The organism is Mesorhizobium sp. M0052 (assembly GCF_040323255.1).
Classification (GTDB): Bacteria; Pseudomonadota; Alphaproteobacteria; order Rhizobiales; family Rhizobiaceae; genus Mesorhizobium.
The window spans coordinates 72,889-89,706 of sequence record NZ_JAMYUS010000013.1 but is presented as its reverse complement, the minus strand read 5'-3'; the positions used below and the strand labels follow the sequence as shown (position 1 = coordinate 89,706).

14 protein-coding genes and 1 pseudogene are annotated in these 16,818 nt (G+C 63.0%); 4 read left to right on the top strand and 11 right to left on the bottom strand.

What is annotated here, in order from left to right; genetic code table 11:
- Nucleotides 1-45 precede the first annotated feature (45 nt).
- The 8 genes and pseudogenes from NKJ77_RS18785 to NKJ77_RS18750 form a co-directional block, all read right to left on the bottom strand.
- Entirely contained in the window at nucleotides 46-393 is a 348-nt protein-coding gene (locus tag NKJ77_RS18785) for a DUF6867 family protein (RefSeq protein WP_023668719.1), read from the bottom strand.
- Between the two features lie 111 nt (nucleotides 394-504).
- A complete protein-coding gene (locus NKJ77_RS18780; RefSeq protein WP_023668718.1) occupies nucleotides 505-1,233 on the bottom strand; it encodes an ABC transporter ATP-binding protein in 729 nt (242 codons plus the stop codon).
- A gap of 20 nt (nucleotides 1,234-1,253) precedes the next feature.
- A pseudogene (locus NKJ77_RS18775) lies at nucleotides 1,254-2,360 on the bottom strand (ABC transporter ATP-binding protein); the annotation flags it as partial.
- Entirely contained in the window at nucleotides 2,360-3,955 is a 1,596-nt protein-coding gene (livM, locus tag NKJ77_RS18770; RefSeq protein ID WP_352535576.1) for a high-affinity branched-chain amino acid ABC transporter permease LivM, read from the bottom strand. The pseudogene NKJ77_RS18775 and the gene livM, both read right to left, overlap by 1 nt.
- Before the next feature lie 4 nt (nucleotides 3,956-3,959).
- A complete protein-coding gene (locus NKJ77_RS18765) occupies nucleotides 3,960-4,862 on the bottom strand; it encodes a branched-chain amino acid ABC transporter permease (protein ID WP_023668715.1) in 903 nt (300 codons plus the stop codon).
- Between the two features lie 458 nt (nucleotides 4,863-5,320).
- Nucleotides 5,321-6,322, bottom strand: coding sequence for a 4-hydroxyproline epimerase (locus NKJ77_RS18760; RefSeq protein WP_023832612.1), 1,002 nt, complete (start codon nucleotides 6,320-6,322; stop codon nucleotides 5,321-5,323).
- A gap of 13 nt (nucleotides 6,323-6,335) precedes the next feature.
- Entirely contained in the window at nucleotides 6,336-7,673 is a 1,338-nt protein-coding gene (locus NKJ77_RS18755; RefSeq protein WP_031195796.1) for an NAD(P)/FAD-dependent oxidoreductase, read from the bottom strand.
- Between the two features lie 45 nt (nucleotides 7,674-7,718).
- Nucleotides 7,719-8,612, bottom strand: coding sequence for a dihydrodipicolinate synthase family protein (locus NKJ77_RS18750; RefSeq protein ID WP_023832614.1), 894 nt, complete (start codon nucleotides 8,610-8,612; stop codon nucleotides 7,719-7,721).
- A gap of 69 nt (nucleotides 8,613-8,681) precedes the next feature.
- Here NKJ77_RS18750 and NKJ77_RS18745 point away from each other — a divergent pair, with 69 nt between their 5' ends.
- Nucleotides 8,682-9,371: a GntR family transcriptional regulator gene (locus NKJ77_RS18745; protein ID WP_050589960.1), complete on the top strand. Its 690-nt coding sequence runs from the start codon at nucleotides 8,682-8,684 to the stop codon at nucleotides 9,369-9,371.
- Nucleotides 9,372-9,409: 38 nt separating this feature from the next.
- Here NKJ77_RS18745 and NKJ77_RS18740 read toward each other — a convergent pair whose 3' ends face one another.
- Both NKJ77_RS18740 and NKJ77_RS18735 read right to left on the bottom strand, forming a co-directional pair.
- On the bottom strand, nucleotides 9,410-9,709 hold the full coding sequence (locus tag NKJ77_RS18740; RefSeq protein ID WP_023832615.1) for a hypothetical protein: 300 nt from the start codon (nucleotides 9,707-9,709) through the stop codon (nucleotides 9,410-9,412).
- Between the two features lie 201 nt (nucleotides 9,710-9,910).
- On the bottom strand, nucleotides 9,911-11,407 hold the full coding sequence (locus tag NKJ77_RS18735; protein WP_023684131.1) for a CoA-acylating methylmalonate-semialdehyde dehydrogenase: 1,497 nt from the start codon (nucleotides 11,405-11,407) through the stop codon (nucleotides 9,911-9,913).
- 365 nt (nucleotides 11,408-11,772) lie between these two features.
- On the opposite strand from NKJ77_RS18735, the gene NKJ77_RS18730 reads away from it, so the two are divergent.
- The 3 genes from NKJ77_RS18730 (at nucleotide 11,773) to NKJ77_RS18720 (ending at nucleotide 15,365) form a co-directional block, all read left to right on the top strand.
- A complete protein-coding gene (locus tag NKJ77_RS18730; RefSeq protein ID WP_023822438.1) occupies nucleotides 11,773-12,654 on the top strand; it encodes a LysR family transcriptional regulator in 882 nt (293 codons plus the stop codon).
- A gap of 123 nt (nucleotides 12,655-12,777) precedes the next feature.
- A complete protein-coding gene (locus NKJ77_RS18725) occupies nucleotides 12,778-13,218 on the top strand; it encodes a phospholipase A2 family protein (RefSeq protein ID WP_023832616.1) in 441 nt (146 codons plus the stop codon).
- Nucleotides 13,215-15,365, top strand: coding sequence for a phospholipase D-like domain-containing protein (locus NKJ77_RS18720; RefSeq protein WP_352535575.1), 2,151 nt, complete (start codon nucleotides 13,215-13,217; stop codon nucleotides 15,363-15,365). The genes NKJ77_RS18725 and NKJ77_RS18720 overlap by 4 nt, the downstream gene beginning before the upstream one ends.
- A gap of 104 nt (nucleotides 15,366-15,469) precedes the next feature.
- Here the strand turns inward: NKJ77_RS18720 and NKJ77_RS18715 are convergent, their stop codons facing one another.
- Nucleotides 15,470-16,726: a D-amino acid dehydrogenase gene (locus NKJ77_RS18715; protein ID WP_023693156.1), complete on the bottom strand. Its 1,257-nt coding sequence runs from the start codon at nucleotides 16,724-16,726 to the stop codon at nucleotides 15,470-15,472.
- Between the last annotated feature and the right edge of the window lie 92 nt (nucleotides 16,727-16,818).

Below are 16,818 nucleotides of genomic sequence, written 5' to 3'. Positions count from 1 at the left end.
CCTTGTCACGCCGATTCATCCCCGGAACGGCGTTAATGATGAACGTCAACCTTTCGGTTTCCAGCTTAAGATCGAAGCCCGTTCGTAAAGCCAATTATACTGCGTCACCATCTGGTTCGTACGCGTGTATTGATAGCCGACAAACCCCAATATCATGAGCACGATTGTGTCCACGACATAGTATTGCAGCGAAAACATCGTGCCGCCGAACAAGGCATGATGGATGAACCTGATGCCGATGCCGAGACCCAGCAGATAGGCGAACAGCGCCGGCAGGCTGCGCCATGTCTGGGCGCTGGCCTTGCCGGTCATCCATGCCGCCCAGCCGCCGAGCAGACAGGTGACGAAGAAGAACTGCCAGATGGAAGGTTCCTCGTGAAGAATGCCTTGCATGATGAAGACTCCTAGCATGATCCCGAAAAGTTGCAGACTTTTCGGACAAAGGTCATGCGACAAACAAACAAGTTGGAGCGGAATACCGTATGCATACATTCCGCTCCAAAATCAGTGATGGCCGCCTTCGAGATAGGCCGCCCGCACTTCCGGATTGGCGAGCAATTCCTTGCCTGTGCCGCTCATGGTCACGTTGCCGTTGACCATGACATAGCCGCGCGTGGCGAGCTTGAGCGCACCGAAGGCGTTCTGCTCGACCAGGAACACGGTCAGCCCTTGCGTGCGGTTCAGCTCGCGGATGGCATCGAAGATCTGCTTGACGATGAGCGGCGCCAGACCCAGCGACGGCTCGTCGAGCAACAGCAGCTTCGGCCGCGCCATCAGCGCACGTCCGATCGACAGCATCTGCTGCTCACCGCCCGACAGCGTGCCGCCGCGCTGGGCAATGCGCTCCTTGAGGCGCGGGAACAGCGCGAACACCTTCTCAGCATCTTCGTCATAGTGCTTGAGATTGTCGAGACCGGCGCCCATCTGCAGGTTTTCCATCACCGTCATGCGCGGGAAAATGCGCCTGCCTTCCGGCGACTGCGCAATGCGCATGCGGGCGATCTCGTGCGTCGGCATCTGGGTGATGTCGGTGCCGGCGAAAGTGATTGAGCCGGCACGAGCGCGCGGCGCACCGAAGATGGTCATCATCAGCGTCGACTTGCCGGCGCCGTTCGCACCGATCAGCGCGACGATCTCGCCCTGGTTGACGTGGACATCGACGCCGTTCAGCGCCTTGATGTTGCCGTAGTAGGTCTCGACGCCCTTGATGTCGAGGAGCGTTGTCTCGGCCATCACTTACGCCCTCCGCGCGGCTTGCCTGTCGGGGATTTGGTGGCCGCCGGCTTGGACTTGGCCGTTAGACGCTCGGACGGTGCTCTTGGCGCGGAGTTGGCTCTTGTATCGTATTGGGTGGCCTTTGAAGCTCCCTTCGACACTGTGACCCGCTCGCCCTGGCTGTGGCCGATCGTGTCGCTTACCGGGCCGGCGAGATAGGAAGACGATGTGCCTGGTCCGTGAGCCGAATCCGGCCCGATGTCCAGCTGCTCGATGACGTCTTCATCGCCGACCTCGGTCAGCACCGTCTCGACCTCCTCGTCGTCGACGCCGAGATAGGCGGCGATGACGCGCGGGTCGGTACGCACCGATTGCGGGCTGCCGTCGGAAATCTTGCGGCCATATTCAAGCACCACGACATGGTCGGAAATCTGCATGACCACCGACATGTCATGTTCGATCAGCAGGATCGAGGTACTACTCTTGATGTCCATCAGCAGCGAATTCAGCGCAGCCGACTCCTTCGGATTGAGACCGGCCGCAGGCTCGTCGAGGCACAGAAGTTCGGGCCCTGTGCACATGGCGCGCGCAATCTCGAGGCGCCGCTGCGCGCCATAGGGCAGGTCGCCGGCCGGATCGTCGGCGCGATCGACAAGATCAGCCTTCTCCAGCCAGTGCTTGGCAAGCTCCACCGATTCAGCCGAGGCCCTGCGGTAGCCGCCGATCCCGAACAGGCCCAGGATCGTATAGCCGGATGCCTTCATCAGCTTGTTGTGCTGGGCAACCAGCAGATTCTCCAGCAGCGTCATGCCCGAGAACAGGCGGATGTTCTGGAAGGTGCGCGCCACCTTGGCGCGCGCCGGGATCTCATGATTGGGCAGCCGTTCGAGCAGGAAGCTCGAGCCATCGGACCGGTTGAGCGTAATCATGCCTTCCGACGGCTTGTAGAAGCCGGTGATGCAATTGAAGACGGTGGTCTTGCCGGCGCCATTTGGTCCGATCAGCGCGGTGATCTCGCCGCGCTTGGCCTGGAACGACAGGTCGCCGATGGCGATCAGGCCGCCGAACTTCATCGAAAGATGCTCGACCTGGAGGATGGCGTCTTTCATACCCGGATTGGTCTTCTGAATGGAGGTCGCGCTCATCAGCCGTGCCCTTCCTTGGTGAAGGAGGAGGAGACCGCTTTTCGTTCACTGAGGAAGGCCGTCGGTTCACGGCTGCCGACAAAGCCGCGCGGCTTCCACAGCATGACGATGACCATCGCCATGCCGAACAAAAGCATGCGGTAAAGCTCCGGGGTGAAATCTTTTCCGAAGACACTTTTCAGGAAATCGAGTTCGCGCAGCGCCTCGGTGCCGCCGATCATCACCAGCGCGGCGACCGCGATGCCGACCAGCGAGCCCATGCCGCCGAGCACCACGATGGCCAGGATGATCGCCGATTCCAGGAAGACGAAGGATTCAGGGCTGACGAAGCCTTGCCGTGCGGCGAAGAAGGCGCCGGCAAAACCGCCGAACATGGCGCCGGTGGCAAAGGCGGTGAGCTTGGTGGTAGTGGTGTTGATGCCAAGCGAGCGGCAGGCAATCTCGTCCTCGCGCAGCGCCTCCCAGGCGCGGCCGACAGGCATGCGCCTGAGCCTGATGGTGACGAAGGCGGTCAGCAGCGCCAGCCCGAGAATCAGATAGTAGAGGAAGATCTTGTAGTAGGCGCTCGACTGGGCGATGTGCAGCACCTTGCCGATGTAGTTCGGGTCGGTCGAATTAAACGTCATCAGGCCGAAGAAGGTGACCTTCGGGATGCCGGAGATGCCGGCCGAGCCGTTGGTGACTTCACGCCAGTTGATCAGCACCAGGCGGATGATCTCGCCGAAGGCCAGCGTCACGATCGCCAGGTAATCGCCACGAAGCCTGAGCACCGGAAAGCCGAGCATAACGCCCCAGAAGGCGGCCATGGCGCCGGCGGCGGGCAGCAGGATCCAGAACGACAGGCCGTATTGCGAACCGAGCAACGCATAGGCATAGGCGCCGACCGCGTAAAAGGCGACGTAGCCGAGATCGAGCAGGCCGGCGAGGCCGACGACGATGTTCAGCCCCCAGGCCAGCATCACATAGATCAGGATCTGGATGCCGAAATTGTCGACCCACTTCAACGAGCCCTGCAGGCCGCCGGTTATCGACCACGCGTAGATCGACAGCACCACGACGACGAGGATCGGGTATAGCACCAGCGCCGCAATCCCGAGCTTGGTGAAATTGGCGTGGATGAAGGAGCGGAAATAGAAGATCACGCAAGCGAGCGCGTAAATGACGGCCAATGCGCGCAGGAACTGAAGGTAGCCGGCCAGATCGGGTCCCACCAACGCCGGCAGGGCGCTGCCAGACGCAACCAGGCCAACCGCCAGCACGACGGCGACGATGAAGGCCGGAAGCAGGAAGAAGCGCGACGCGACGCTCGCCGGCAACAGGCCGGTGGCGACATTGGTGATCTTCTGATTGGCCATGAACGGCTGGCCATAGGCAATGTAGAAGAAGCGGCCAAGCATGGTCAGCACGACCACGGTGATGAGCAGCAACCAGCGCTGCACCAGGATCAGCTGGTTGCTTATGTTCTGGTCGGTCTTCAGGCCGATGAAGAGAATGAACAACCCCAGCGAGATGGCGCCGGCATAGAACGCTTCGCGCAATGCACGCTGCGCGGGGGAGGCGACGGTGTCGCGCTCCGAGGATACGGAAACCGCCATTGTCTCAGACCTTTTCGACTTCTGGCCGGCCCAAAATGCCGGAAGGCAGGAAGATCAGCACGATCGCCAGGATCGAGAACGCCGCGACGTCCTTGTAGTCGATCGAGAAATACGCCGACCACATGCTCTCGATGAAGCCGATCAAAAGCCCGCCAAGCACCGCACCCGGCAGAGACCCGATGCCGCCGAGAACGGCCGCGGTGAAGGCCTTGACCCCCGGCACAAAGCCGTCGGAAAAGGCGATGACGCCGTAATACATCAGGAACAACGTGCCCGCGACGGCCGCAAGCGCTGCACCCATGATGAAGGTGATCGAGATCGTACGGTCGACATCGACGCCGAGCAGCGCCGCCATCTTGCGGTCCTGCTCGCACGCCCTTTGCGCCCGGCCGAGGGAAGTCCTGTTGACCAGGTACCAGAACAGCGCCAGCAGCAGGGCGGTGACGACGACGATGATGATCTGCTTCAGCGACACGCTGATGCCGTTGATGTTGTAGACTTGGCTGACCATCGGCGGGATCGGCTTGTTGCGCGGGCCTTGCGTCACCTGGATGAAGTTCGACAGCGCGATCGACATGCCGATGGCGGTGATCAGCGGCGCCAGCCGGAACGAACCGCGCAGCGGCCGGTAGGCCACCTTCTCGATCGTCCAGTTGTAGAGGCTGGTGAGCAGCATCGCCACGATCATCATGATCAGCAGCGCCAGGACGACCGGCACTGAATAGAACAAGGAGCCGAGGATGAGGAAGACGACGAGGGCGGCGAATGCCCCGACCATGAAAATGTCGCCGTGGGCGAAGTTGATCATGCCGATGATGCCGTAGACCATCGTGTAGCCGATTGCGATCAGCCCATAGATCGATCCCAGCGTCAGCCCATTGATAAGCTGCTGGACAAAGTACTGCATGTGTACATGGCTCCCCTGGAATGTCGCCCATGCAGACGCATTCCTTTTCGTATTTCCCCTAGTCGTAAAGTTTCGAGCCCGGATTGCAACGTGATTTTTCAAACGTCGAGCGTGTTTTGCCGGCACGCCTTCCGATTGCCCGTTTTTTTGCTCCCGACCCCTGGACTATCGCGGACCCTATCATTGGCATAACGCAATGTCTTTGACGATTCAGCCGGACCAGCGACCTCATTTCGCAGAAATCCCGGTCAAAATTAGGTGATGAGACGAATCTTTGCGTTGTTGGCGGGCTTCGTTTTTTAGCCACATTCCGTACTGACCAGCTGCAACATGGGTTACTTCCCGACTATGGCGGTGGATGCCTCGCCCAACGCGCTAACCTTTCGCTGACTGGTTTCGCCAAGAGGTCCCGCTCTGGGTCCAAGTTGGTCTCGGTGGATGATCGGCAGCCTACCGTATCACTTAACCACAAAACCGTGCGCGAACGGATCGCGGTCGTCGATGAAGATGGTGTTCAGGCCGGTCATCCGGGCCCAGCCGCCGATCGAAGGAATGATGGCCGGCTTGCCGGCAACAGTGACATCCCTCTCGACCTTGCCCTTGAACAGCGAGCCGATGATCGATTCGTGGACAAAACTGTCGCCGGCCTTGAGCTTGCCCTTGGCGTGGAGCTGCGCCATGCGCGCCGAGGTGCCGGTGCCGCAAGGTGAGCGGTCGATCGCCTTGTCGCCATAGAAAACTGCGTTGCGTGCGTCGGCCCCCTCCACCGTCGGCTTGCCCGTCCACAGCATGTGGGACAGCCGGTTGATGCCGGGGTTTTCCGGATGCACGAACGAGTACTTCTCGTTGAGCCGCTGCCGCACCACGGGGCTCCAGGCGATGAAATCGCCGGCGGAATAATCAGCCATGTCGCGAAAATTCGCCTGCGGCTCGACGATTGCGTAGAAATTGCCGCCATAGGCGACATCGACGGTGATCTCGCCAAGCTGCGGGCAGTCGACCGTCAGTCCCTCGGCATAAAGGAAGGACGGTACATTGGTGATGCGCACCTCCTCGACATAGTCGCCGACTTGTTTGTATTCGGCGATGACCAGCCCGGCCGGTGTGTCGAGCCGGAGCACGCCGGGTGTCTTCGGCTTGATCAGCCCGTGTTCGATGGCCATCGTCACCGTGCCGATCGTGCCGTGGCCGCACATCGGCAGGCAGCCCGACGTCTCGATGAACAGGATGGCTATATCGCAATCCTCGCGCGTCGGCGGATAGAGGATCGAGCCCGACATGACATCGTGGCCGCGCGGCTCGAACATCAGCCCGGTGCGGATCCAGTCATACTCCGCCAGGAAATGCGCCCGCCGCTCCATCATCGTCGACCCCTGAAGCAAAGGGCCGCCGCCGGCGACCAGCCGCACCGGATTACCGCAGGTATGGCCGTCGATGCAAAAGAAGGATTTTTTGGCCATGATTTCCTCGAACTCAAAACCGTTGCGGGCTGAAGGGAGCAAGATCGATCGGCGAAGTTTGCCCGAGAACAAGATCGCGGATCAAGCGGCCGCTGGCCGCCGCCTGGGTCAGGCCGAGATGGCCATGGCCAAAGGCGTAGACGACGTTGGACGCGGTGCGCGCCGTGCCGATGACGGGCAGCGAATCCGGCAGCGACGGGCGACACCCCATCCACTCGCGGCCACCTGACGCGTCCAGCCCCGGAAGGAATTGTCTGGCTTTTTCCAGCATGGCCTTCGAACGCGCAAAATTCGGCGGCCGGTCGAGACCGCCCAACTCGACGGCGCCGCCGACGCGCAAGCCCGTCTCGAGTGGCGTGATGACGAAGCCATGGCCGGAAAAGATCAACATCCGCTGCACGTCGAAAGCGGTCTTCGGCAGTGTCGTGTTGTAGCCGCGCTCGGTTTCGAGCGGGATGGTGTCGCCAAGCGCCTTCGTCAGCAGATGCGACCATGCCCCGGCGGCCACGACAAGATGTCTTGCCTGCCTGGTCGTGCCGTCCGTCAGCGTCAGCGTCGCGCCATCAGGATTGGCGGCGACGCGCTCTATGCGCGCCTTTTCGAAACGCGCGCCCAGCCTTTCGGCATAGGCCCACACCCCCTTGCCGAGCAGTTTCGGATCGGCGACGGTCTTCCAGCCCGGCACGAAGGTGCCCTTGATGAAGCGCGGCGACAGTCCCGGCTGCAGCGGCGCCAGTTCGTCGCCTTCGACATGGCGAAAGCCGATGCCGAAGCGCTCGCGCGCCGCCCAGCCCGGCAGCCCGGCCTGAAATTCGGCCTCGCTTTCATAAAGCTCCAGCGAGCCGTCCTCGCGCAGCATCAGCCGCGTGCCGGAACGGTCGAGCAGGCCCATCCATTCAGCCTCGGCGAGCTTCATCATGCCTGCCTGAGCAGCAAGGCTCGCCTCATATTTTTCTGGTGCGCCAGCGCGCCAGAAGCGCAACAGCCAAGGCAACAGCTTCGGCAAGTAGGCCGGCGGGATGCTGAGTGGCCCGAGCGGATCGGCAAGCCATTTCGGCAAGTGCCGCATCATGCCCTTATGCGCCAGCGGCAGCACGTCGGAGAAGGCGAAGGCGGCGGCATTGCCGGAACTCGTCTCCTCGCAGATGCCGGTGCGGTCGAAGACCGTGACGCTGCGCCCGGCCTCGGCCAGCATGGCCGCCGCGCAGATGCCGACAATGCCGCCACCGACAATGGCGATATCTACCCTCTCTCCCCGTTCACGGGGAGAAGGGGCCCGAAGGGCGGATGAGGGGCGGCGGCCCTCCTCTGTGTCCCTGGAATTTTCTTGCACGTCGGCGCTGCCCCTCATCCGGCTGCCGCCATCTTCTCCCCGTGAATGGGGAGAAGAAAGCCTTCAGAACTGCGGCAGCTTCGGCCGTACCGCCAGCGCGTCCTTGACGCTCTTCTCGACCGCTTTGCGGCGCTCGCCCGACAGCGGCTGGCGCGGCATGCGCACGCGGTCATTTGTGTCGATCGCGAGCACTTCGGCAAGCTTGATGTTTTGGACCAGATAGGTCGAGACATCGAGATCGAGCAGCGGCCGGAACCAGCGGTAGATCGAAAGCGCCTCCTCGCGGCGGCCCTGCTTCATCAGCTGGTAGATGGCGACGGTCTCGCGCGGGAAGGCGACGACCAGACCCGCCACCCAGCCGATGGCGCCCACCGACAGCGCCTCGAAGGCGAGATTGTCGACGCCGGTGAACAGATCGTAGCGGTCGCCGAAGCGGTTGATGATCTCTGTCGAGCGGCGGATGTCGTCGGAGGACTCCTTGATGGCGACGAAGCGCTTGTCGGCGGCCAGTTCCTCCATCTGGTCGACGGTGACGTCGACGCGGTAGGCGAGGCGGTTGGAGTAGATCATCACCGGCAGGTCGCCGGCCTGAGCGACGGCGCGCAAGGCGGCGACCGTCTCTTCCGGGTTGGTGTGATAGATCGGGCTCGGCACCACCATCAGCCCGTTGGCGCCTTCCCGGCTCGCGCGCTTTGCGATGCTCGCCGCCTCGCGGGTGCCCGCCTCGTTGACCGTCAGCAGCACCGGCTTGTTGCCTGCAACTTTCTGGGCAGTCTTCAGCACCTCGATCTTCTCGTCATGCGACAGCATCGGCCCTTCGCCGAGCGAACCGCAGACGATGATACCGTCGCAGCCTGCCTCCATCTGCAAAGCAAAGCAGCGCTCCATCTCGGCATGATCGAGGCGGTCGTCATCAGTAAACTTGGTCGTGACGGCGGGGAAAACTCCGGTCCACATAATCGTCTCTCCATCTGATATATCAGCCGTATATCTATTTGAAAACCGGCTGTCAACGCTGAATTAGTTATGATATTTGTAAGATATATCAGGAGCCCACCTTTGATATCCAGTGAGACAGCATACCCCGAGCCGGCCGCTGCCAAGGCCTACCATGTACTCGAGCATATGATCGTGACGTTGGAACTGGCGCCGGCGAGCTTTGTCACCGAAGGCGCCCTCATCGAGAAGCTGGCGCTAGGACGCACGCCGGTGCGCGAAGCGATCCAGCGCCTCGCCTGGGAAGGACTGCTGGATGTCAGGCCACGCGCCGGCATCGCCATTGCCCCGCTACATCCCGGCGACTGGCTGCGCGTGCTGGATGCCAGGCGCGGCGTCGAGGTGGTGCTGGCGCGCTCGGCCGCCCGCTTCGTCACCCGTGAGGCCGCCGACCTGTTTCATGAGGCAGCCCTTGCCATGCAGAAGGCCGTCATCTCGGGCAATGTGCTGGCCTTCATCCAGGCCGACAAGGCGCTCGACGAGGCCTTGGCGATGGCCGCCGACAACCCTTTTGCGGCCCGTCTGGCCGCGCCCCTGCAGACCCACAGCCGCCGCTTCTGGTTTCGCTACAAGGCCGACACAGGGCTGGCCGAATCGGCCGAGCACCACGTCGCGCTAATCCGCTCGATCCTGGCTGGTGACGAAGAGGCTGCCGCCAAGGACGCCAAACGCCTTATGGCACTGCTGCGCGGCCATGCCGAAGTGGCCGCTACACGCTGAACTCCGTCTCTGCTCCAGACTTCCGGCCGGTTCTTTTATCAGGTGCCCGGCAAGACTGCGGCCATAGCCGCCCCGTCCCAGCCTTCGCCAGCCGTGATGATGCAGCTTTGGCCGTGTGTGTCGGTGGCCAGGATGGTCCAGGTGCCCTGGTCGGAGACGAAGATCTCAAGCACCACATTTGGGTTCACCAGGCCACGTGCGGCTTGGTTTTCGTGGAACTTCTCGCTGAGCGCCTTGACCAAGTCGGTCCGCGCCGCGCATTGATCGGCTTTGGCCTGGGCGATGCCGGACATCGCGAACACCGCAAAGAACATAGCCGCCACAAGACGTCGTGTCATCTGACACCTCCTTGCGCCAGACGAGAACCCCGGCTGCTACCGGCGCTATTTTGATGGCCTGCACACGGCAGGAATGCAATTTAAGGCAAATGACAGGCTCTTGGTTCCATCGCTTGAACGTGATGGCCAATGTCGGTTTCGTACAAAGAAAGGCCCGGGACGTTGAACCCGGGCCTTCTTGCCGATCTTCGAAATCGTCGGTCAGTTCATCGTTGGGATGACGAACTCGGCACCGTCCTTGACGCCGGAGGGCCAGCGCGAGGTCACCGTCTTGGTCTTGGTGTAGAAGCGGAACGCGTCCGGGCCGTGCTGGTTGAGGTCGCCGAAGGACGACGCCTTCCAGCCGCCGAACGTGTAGTAAGCGATCGGAACCGGGATCGGCACGTTGATGCCGACCATGCCGACCTGGACGCGCGAAGCAAAATCACGAGCAGCATCCCCGTCACGGGTGAAGATGGCGACGCCATTGCCCATCTCATGATCGTTGGCGAGCTTGATGGCGCTCTCATAGGTCGGCGCACGCACCACCGACAGCACCGGGCCAAAAATCTCTTCCTTGTAGATGCGCATGTCAGCGGTCACATTGTCGAACAGGCAGCCGCCCATATAGTAGCCATCCTCGTAGCCCTGCATGGAGAAGCCGCGGCCATCGACGACCAGCTTGGCGCCTTCCTTGACGCCGGTGTCGACATAACCCTTGACGCGTTCCAATGCCTGCGCCGTGACCAGCGGGCCGAAATCGGCGGACGAATCCGTCGACGGGCCGACCTTGAGGCTTTCGACACGCGGGATGAGCTTTTCCATCAGCCGGTTGGCGGTGTCGTTGCCGACGGGAACGGCAACCGAGATCGCCATGCAGCGCTCGCCGGCCGAGCCGTAGCCCGCGCCGATCAGCGCATCGACGGTCTGGTCCATGTCGGCATCGGGCATGATGATCATGTGGTTCTTGGCGCCGCCGAAGCACTGCACGCGTTTTCCCGCGGCCGTGCCGCGCGAGTAGATGTAATGCGCGATCGGCGTCGAGCCGACAAAGCCGATAGCCTTGATATCAGGATCGTCGAGGATGGCGTCGACGACATCCTTGTCGCCATTGACGACGTTGAGAACGCCAGCCGGCAGGCCAGCCTCGAGGAACAGTTCGGCGATGCGCATCGGCACGCCAGGGTCACGCTCGGAAGGCTTCAGGATAAAGGCATTGCCGCAGGCCAGCGCCGGGGCAATCTTCCACAGCGGGATCATGGCCGGGAAATTGAACGGGGTGATGCCGGCAACGACGCCAAGCGGCTGGCGCATCGAATAGACATCGATGCCGGGGCCGGCGCCGTCGGTGAACTCGCCCTTCATCATGTGCGGCGCACCGATGCAGACTTCGACCACTTCGAGGCCGCGCTGGATGTCGCCCTTGGCGTCGGCGATGGTCTTGCCGTGCTCGCGCGCCAGGAGATCGGCCAGTTCGTCATAGTCGCGGGCAACCAGTTCAAGAAACTTCATCAGCACGCGCACACGCCGCTGCGGGTTGGTCGCAGCCCATTTGATCTGTGCTTCCTTGGCATTCAGGACAGCCGCACGCAGTTCCGCCGGCGAAGCCAGCGCCACCGTGCCGCGCACCGAGCCGTCCATGGGCTGCATGACGTCCTGCTTGCGCCCGCTGGTCCCGGCGACATGCTTGCCGCCGATGAAATGACCGTATTCGATCATGGTTTCTCTCCCTGAGTTTGTGATGGCGCATTCAACCCCTTTGCAGGCGCGAAGGCAACGCGAGGGGAAACGCAACTGTTGTGCAAGAAATAGACAACGAAGGACGAGTGTGCATTAATTGCCGCAAATTACAGATTGCTGAAAGGCCCGAAGGTTGCGCTCCGTCACACCCCCCTCTGTCCTGCCGGACATCTCCCCCGCAAGGGGGGAGATCAGATGTGGCCGCCGCCTTCGCAAATCTTCAACGCACCAAAAGAGACGCAGGTGGCGGAGCTGCCAATCTCCCTCCTTGCGGGGGAGATGGCCGGCAGGCCAGAGGGGGGTGGGCGGGAACGCCGCGTTCGCCGCTAGCCCGGACCACCCCCATGAACTGGGATGACGTCCGCATCTTCCTCGCCGTGGCCCGCGCCGGGCAGATCCTTGGCGCCGCCAAGCGGCTGGAACTCAATCACGCCACCGTCTCGCGCCGCATCGCAGCGCTTGAGGATGCGTTACGGACAAAACTGTTTCGCCGGCTTACCACCGGCAGCGAGCTGACGCCGGCCGGCCAGCGCTTTCTCGACATTGCCGAGCGCATGGAAGCCGACATGATCGCCGCGCGCTCCGCCGTGTCGGGCGAAGGCGACGATATCTCAGGCACGGTGCGCATCGGCGCGCCCGACGGGTTTGGCGTTGCATTCCTCGCCACGCGTCTTGGCGCGCTGACCGCGCTGCACCGCGAACTCACCATCCAGCTGGTGCCGGTGCCGCGTTCCTTCTCGCTGTCGCGGCGCGAGGCCGACATCGCCATCACCGTCGAGCGGCCGAGCGAAGGCAGGCTGGTGGCGGGAAAGCTGGTCGACTACACGCTCGGCCTGTTTGCCTCGCGCGACTATGCACAGGCGCACGGCTTACCCGAGACCGCTGCCGAACTCGGCCACCATACGCTGATCGGCTACGTCCCAGACCTGATCGTCAGCCCTTCGCTCGACTATGCGGCGGAGTTCAGCCCGGACTGGCGCACCAGCTTCGCCATCTCCTCAGCGCTGGGCCAGGCCGAAGCGGTGCGGTCGGGCGCCGGCATCGGCATCTTGCACACCTTTGTCGCCCGCTCGATGCCGGAGCTGATCCCCGTCAACATCGTGACGCCGATCCGCCGCGCCTACTGGCTGGTCTATCATGAATCGGTCCGGCCTCTGCGCCGCGTGCAGATCGTCGCCAACTTCATCACCAAGGCAGTCGAGAGAGAGCGCGGGCTGTTTGTCTGATGGCCGCGCCGCCTTGCCCTCGCCACAAAATCGGCCAGTGTGGCAACAAGCGCGATGTCGCCTATTATTAAGGATTGGCTGCGCCGGGTGGGACACTTTTTTGCAAAGCTGGTGCGGATCAAAATGCGAGCGGTGCTCGCCATCATGCCGCTTGTCGCGCTTTCCGCCTGCGCCAATCCATGGACCGAAGTTCCGGAAGCCGAACTGCCCAAGCCGGTCCGTATCGCAATGGCCCGCCCGTCGCCTTTCGTCTTCGGCAATTACTGCGGTCCCGGCACCCGCACCGGCGACCTCTCGGCTCGCCCTGTCAATCGCCTCGACAGCGCCTGCCAAATCCATGACGCCTGCTACATCGCGCGCCATAATCATTGCGACTGCGACGGCGCGCTCGTCGCCTCGGCAAAGGCGATCCGTGATGACAAGACAGCGCCGAAAAAGGTGCGCGGCGAGGCCGAGCTTTTGATCGCCACTTTCGCACTTCCCGTCTGCAAGGTCTTTCCGCAAGGCTTTATGCCGCCGCGCGACCCGGCTGAGCTGAAGACGATGAACGGGGCCACGGGATGAACCGCGCCATCTGCCTGGCTCTGGCCGGGCTGGGGCTGGCGGCCCTTGTCGGTTGCGCCGCCCCGATCCGGCACAGCTGCGATTTCTTCCCCGATGCGAAGGATTGCGGCCGGCCGTCGGTATCGGCCGGCACGCCCGGACCGCAGACTGCAGCAGCAGCGTTTTTCGGCGATGCCGGTGCCAGCGACTATGAAAGGCAGTTCCTGGCGCTGCTCGCCCACAACCAGATCGGCGCCATCGACAGGGCGAACGGCACCGGTCCGTTCGGCCATGACCGCCACGCCATCGCCAACCGCGATTTCCAGGCCACCTACCGGACGCTGGAACAGCTGGCGAAGCCGGTTAGCGCCGAACAGATGCCGGCAGGTAGGGGCACCGGCGAAGGCCATTTCAACGGCCGTTGGCGCGTGTCGCGGCAGACGCTCTATGTCAACGCCGCCGCGCGGCCCTCCGCGCCAAAGACGTTCAGCTTTTCCGGCCTGCAGGCGCGCTCGATCGAGATCGTGATGCGCCAGGCGGGAAAGCAGCCGGTTGAGATATCGGGCGCCTGCGACGGGGCGCTGGCGATTCGCGCCGGCGGTGGCTCGCGCAGCGTGGCGAGCGGTGCCGCCTTCCGCCTCCGCCTGTCGGCCGGGCAAACCGCCAGCCTGTTCCCCAGCGATGGCCTGAACCGCTGCAGTCTCAAGCTCAGCTCCAGCCTGGCGCCGACAGGCGCCCCGCTCACCATCCTGCGCGAAGAGGTTGCCTATCCGGCGATAGCCGCGCTCGACAGCCGCTACGAGCGTTGTCCAGTGCCCGGTCCATCCGGCCTGGATGAACTCGCCCGCATCTTCTATGCCGGCCGCTGGCTGTCGCAGACCTGTTCGCTGCCGCTCGGGTTACCGCGCCTGTTGCGCAAGTCGCGCGACGGCTTCAACGCCAAGGTCGAAGCGCTGCTCGGCGCGCCTTTACCCGACAGCGCCTTCGACAAGGCCGACCCCGAACTGCCGCTCGATTTCTCGCGCGCGCCGAAACTCAAGCTGGTCTATCTGTCGTCGCTGGAGTTCAAGGCCGATTTTTCCGGCCGCGTCATCGAGCGGCTGATCCGCCATCACGCAGCCCTCGGCACCAAAGTGCGCATCATGGTCACAGACGTGCTGGAGCGCGACAAGGACGATGCCCTGCTGCACCGGCTGGCGGCCGATTATCCCAATGTCGAGTTGCAGGAATATCGTTGGCGGGCCGACCACGGCGCGCCGGTCGACGAGCAACTGTCACAGCTGCACAAGACCCATCACGTCAAGATGCTGGCGACACTTGCCGAGGATCCCGCCCGCTCGCGCGTCATCATCGGCGGCCGCAACATTCATGACGGCTTCCTGTTCCACAAGCCGATCGACCTGTCGCGCTATCCGAACCTCGAGCAATACGGCAAGACCGACGGCCTCTCGCTCAACTACTATTCGAACTGGAGCGATTTCGACATCGAGTTTGCCGACCCGGCCACGGTCGAGACGCTGGCCGCGCATCTCTCGACATTGTGGCTGCGCGACGCCGACACCAACATCGCAAGACCCTTCTCCATTCCGGTGCGCTCCGACAGCCGGCGCCCGCCGGGCACGGTGCGCCATTTCATTTCCGTGCCCTACGAGGACAACCATGCGCTCGAGACCTATTTCGTCGAGCTGATCGACACTGCCCGGCACCATATCGAGATCGTCAATCCCTACCTTAATCTGACGCCGAAGCTCAGCCTGGCCATCGAGCGGGCGCTGGCGCGCGGCGTCAGGATCGACATTGTCGGCCGCATCGACCTCAAGGGCGATATTGGCGGCAAGCTGCTGACCGCGCTCAACAAGCTGTTCGTCGAGAAATATGGCGACCGCATCAACATCCGCGAATTCAAGGCCCCCGATGTCGTGCTGCACTCCAAGATCATGATGATCGACGAAAGGCTGGTGACGATCTCGTCGGTCAATCTCAACAACCGCAGTTTCTTCCACGATCTGGAGAACGGCATGACGGTGCTCGACCCTGCCTTCTACGCCAGGATGCAGCCGGTCTACGACGACTATGTCGCCCATTCGAATCCGGTATCGACCAAGGTAATGATCCCCTGGGCCTACCGGTGGCTGTTCTCGAAGGGCTGGGTGAAGGAGGCGTTTTGAGAGGCTGGCGAGGCTGAAGGAATGCCGTTCTGTAGCGATCCTTTACACCCCCTCTGTCCGGTAGGACAGAGGGGGTGCTGGCCCGCGAGCTTTAGAAAGCACCCCTACCTCAAATACCGCTCCGGCCCCAGCTCCCGCACATCGATATCAGGCACCTTGCTGGAGATGATGTCGGACAGCACCTTGGCCGAGCCGCAGGCCATGGTCCAGCCAAGCGTGCCGTGCCCGGTGTTGAGATAGAGGTTGGAGAACTCGGTGCGGCCGACCAGCGGCGGCCCGTCCGGCGTCATCGGCCGCAGCCCGCACCAGAAGGACGCCGCCTTGAGGTCGCCGCCATCCGGGAACAGATCGCCGACCGAATGTTCGAGGGTGCGCCGGCGCGATTCATGCAGCCTGAGATCGAAGCCGGAAATCTCCGCCGTGCCGCCGACGCGGATGCGGTCGCCGAGCCTGGTGATCGCCACCTTGTAGGTTTCGTCCATCACCGTCGACACCGGGGCGGCGACCGCGTCCTTGATCGGAACGGTGATCGAATAGCCCTTGACCGGATAGACCGGGATCGGGCGCCTGAGCAGGCGCATGAAGCGCGCCGAATAGCTGCCCAGCGCCAGCACATAAGCGTCGGCCGCGCGCGAGCGCTGGTCGGTGCCGACGCTGACGATGCGATTGCGGTTCTTGGAGAAGCGCCGGATCTGCGTGCCGTACTCGAACGTGACGCCGCGCGCCACGCAGAGCTCGGCCAGCCGATCGGTGAACATCTTGCAGTCGCCAGTTTCGTCGCCGGGCAATCTCAGCCCGCCGACAAACTTTTCCCGCACGCCGGCCAGCGCCGGCTCGGCCCCAATGCAGCCTTCGGGATCGAGCAACTCGTAGGGAACGCCATATTTCTTCAGCACCTCGACATCGCCGCCGGTGCCGTCGATCTGCTTTTGCGTGCGAAACAGCTGCAGCGTGCCCTTGGTCCGCTCATCATAAGCGATGCCGGTCGCCTCGCGCAGCGCCTTCAGCGTGTCGCGGCTGTATTCGGCGAGCGGCACCATGCGCGCCTTGTTGATGGCGTAGCGATCCGCGGTGCAATTGCGCAGCATCTTGATGAGCCATGTCCACATATACGGATCGAAGGCCGGCCGCACCACCAGCGGGCCGTGCTTCATCAACAGCCACTTGATTGCCTTCAGCGGAATGCCGGGGCCGGCCCAGGGCGAAGCATAGCCCGGCGAGATCTCGCCGGCATTGGCGAAGCTGGTTTCCAGCGCCGGCCCTTTCTGGCGGTCGAACACCGTCACCTCGTGGCCGGCCTCAGCGAGATAATAGGCAGTGGTGACCCCGATAACGCCGCCGCCCAACACGAAGATCTTCATCGCATCACTCTCCACGACGACTTCCGTCAGAGGGCCGCCGCCTCCTGTCTGCCGGATTCTGCGGCGTCCGCCAAGGGGCGGCGTGTCGCGGC

Excerpts from the sequence above, each read along its gene's own strand:
- NKJ77_RS18785 (WP_023668719.1), bottom strand. The coding sequence starts at position 393 with ATGCAAGGCATTCTTCACGAGGAACCTTCCATCTGGCAGTTCTTCTTC.
- NKJ77_RS18780 (WP_023668718.1), bottom strand. The coding sequence starts at position 1,233 with ATGGCCGAGACAACGCTCCTCGACATCAAGGGCGTCGAGACCTACTAC.
- livM (WP_352535576.1), bottom strand. The coding sequence starts at position 3,955 with ATGGCGGTTTCCGTATCCTCGGAGCGCGACACCGTCGCCTCCCCCGCG.
- NKJ77_RS18765 (WP_023668715.1), bottom strand. The coding sequence starts at position 4,862 with ATGCAGTACTTTGTCCAGCAGCTTATCAATGGGCTGACGCTGGGATCG.
- NKJ77_RS18760 (WP_023832612.1), bottom strand. The coding sequence starts at position 6,322 with ATGGCCAAAAAATCCTTCTTTTGCATCGACGGCCATACCTGCGGTAAT.
- NKJ77_RS18755 (WP_031195796.1), bottom strand. The coding sequence starts at position 7,673 with ATGAGGGGCAGCGCCGACGTGCAAGAAAATTCCAGGGACACAGAGGAG.
- NKJ77_RS18750 (WP_023832614.1), bottom strand. The coding sequence starts at position 8,612 with ATGTGGACCGGAGTTTTCCCCGCCGTCACGACCAAGTTTACTGATGAC.
- NKJ77_RS18745 (WP_050589960.1), top strand. The coding sequence starts at position 8,682 with ATGATATTTGTAAGATATATCAGGAGCCCACCTTTGATATCCAGTGAG.
- NKJ77_RS18740 (WP_023832615.1), bottom strand. The coding sequence starts at position 9,709 with ATGACACGACGTCTTGTGGCGGCTATGTTCTTTGCGGTGTTCGCGATG.
- NKJ77_RS18735 (WP_023684131.1), bottom strand. The coding sequence starts at position 11,407 with ATGATCGAATACGGTCATTTCATCGGCGGCAAGCATGTCGCCGGGACC.
- NKJ77_RS18730 (WP_023822438.1), top strand. The coding sequence starts at position 11,773 with ATGAACTGGGATGACGTCCGCATCTTCCTCGCCGTGGCCCGCGCCGGG.
- NKJ77_RS18725 (WP_023832616.1), top strand. The coding sequence starts at position 12,778 with ATGCGAGCGGTGCTCGCCATCATGCCGCTTGTCGCGCTTTCCGCCTGC.
- NKJ77_RS18720 (WP_352535575.1), top strand. The coding sequence starts at position 13,215 with ATGAACCGCGCCATCTGCCTGGCTCTGGCCGGGCTGGGGCTGGCGGCC.
- NKJ77_RS18715 (WP_023693156.1), bottom strand. The coding sequence starts at position 16,726 with ATGAAGATCTTCGTGTTGGGCGGCGGCGTTATCGGGGTCACCACTGCC.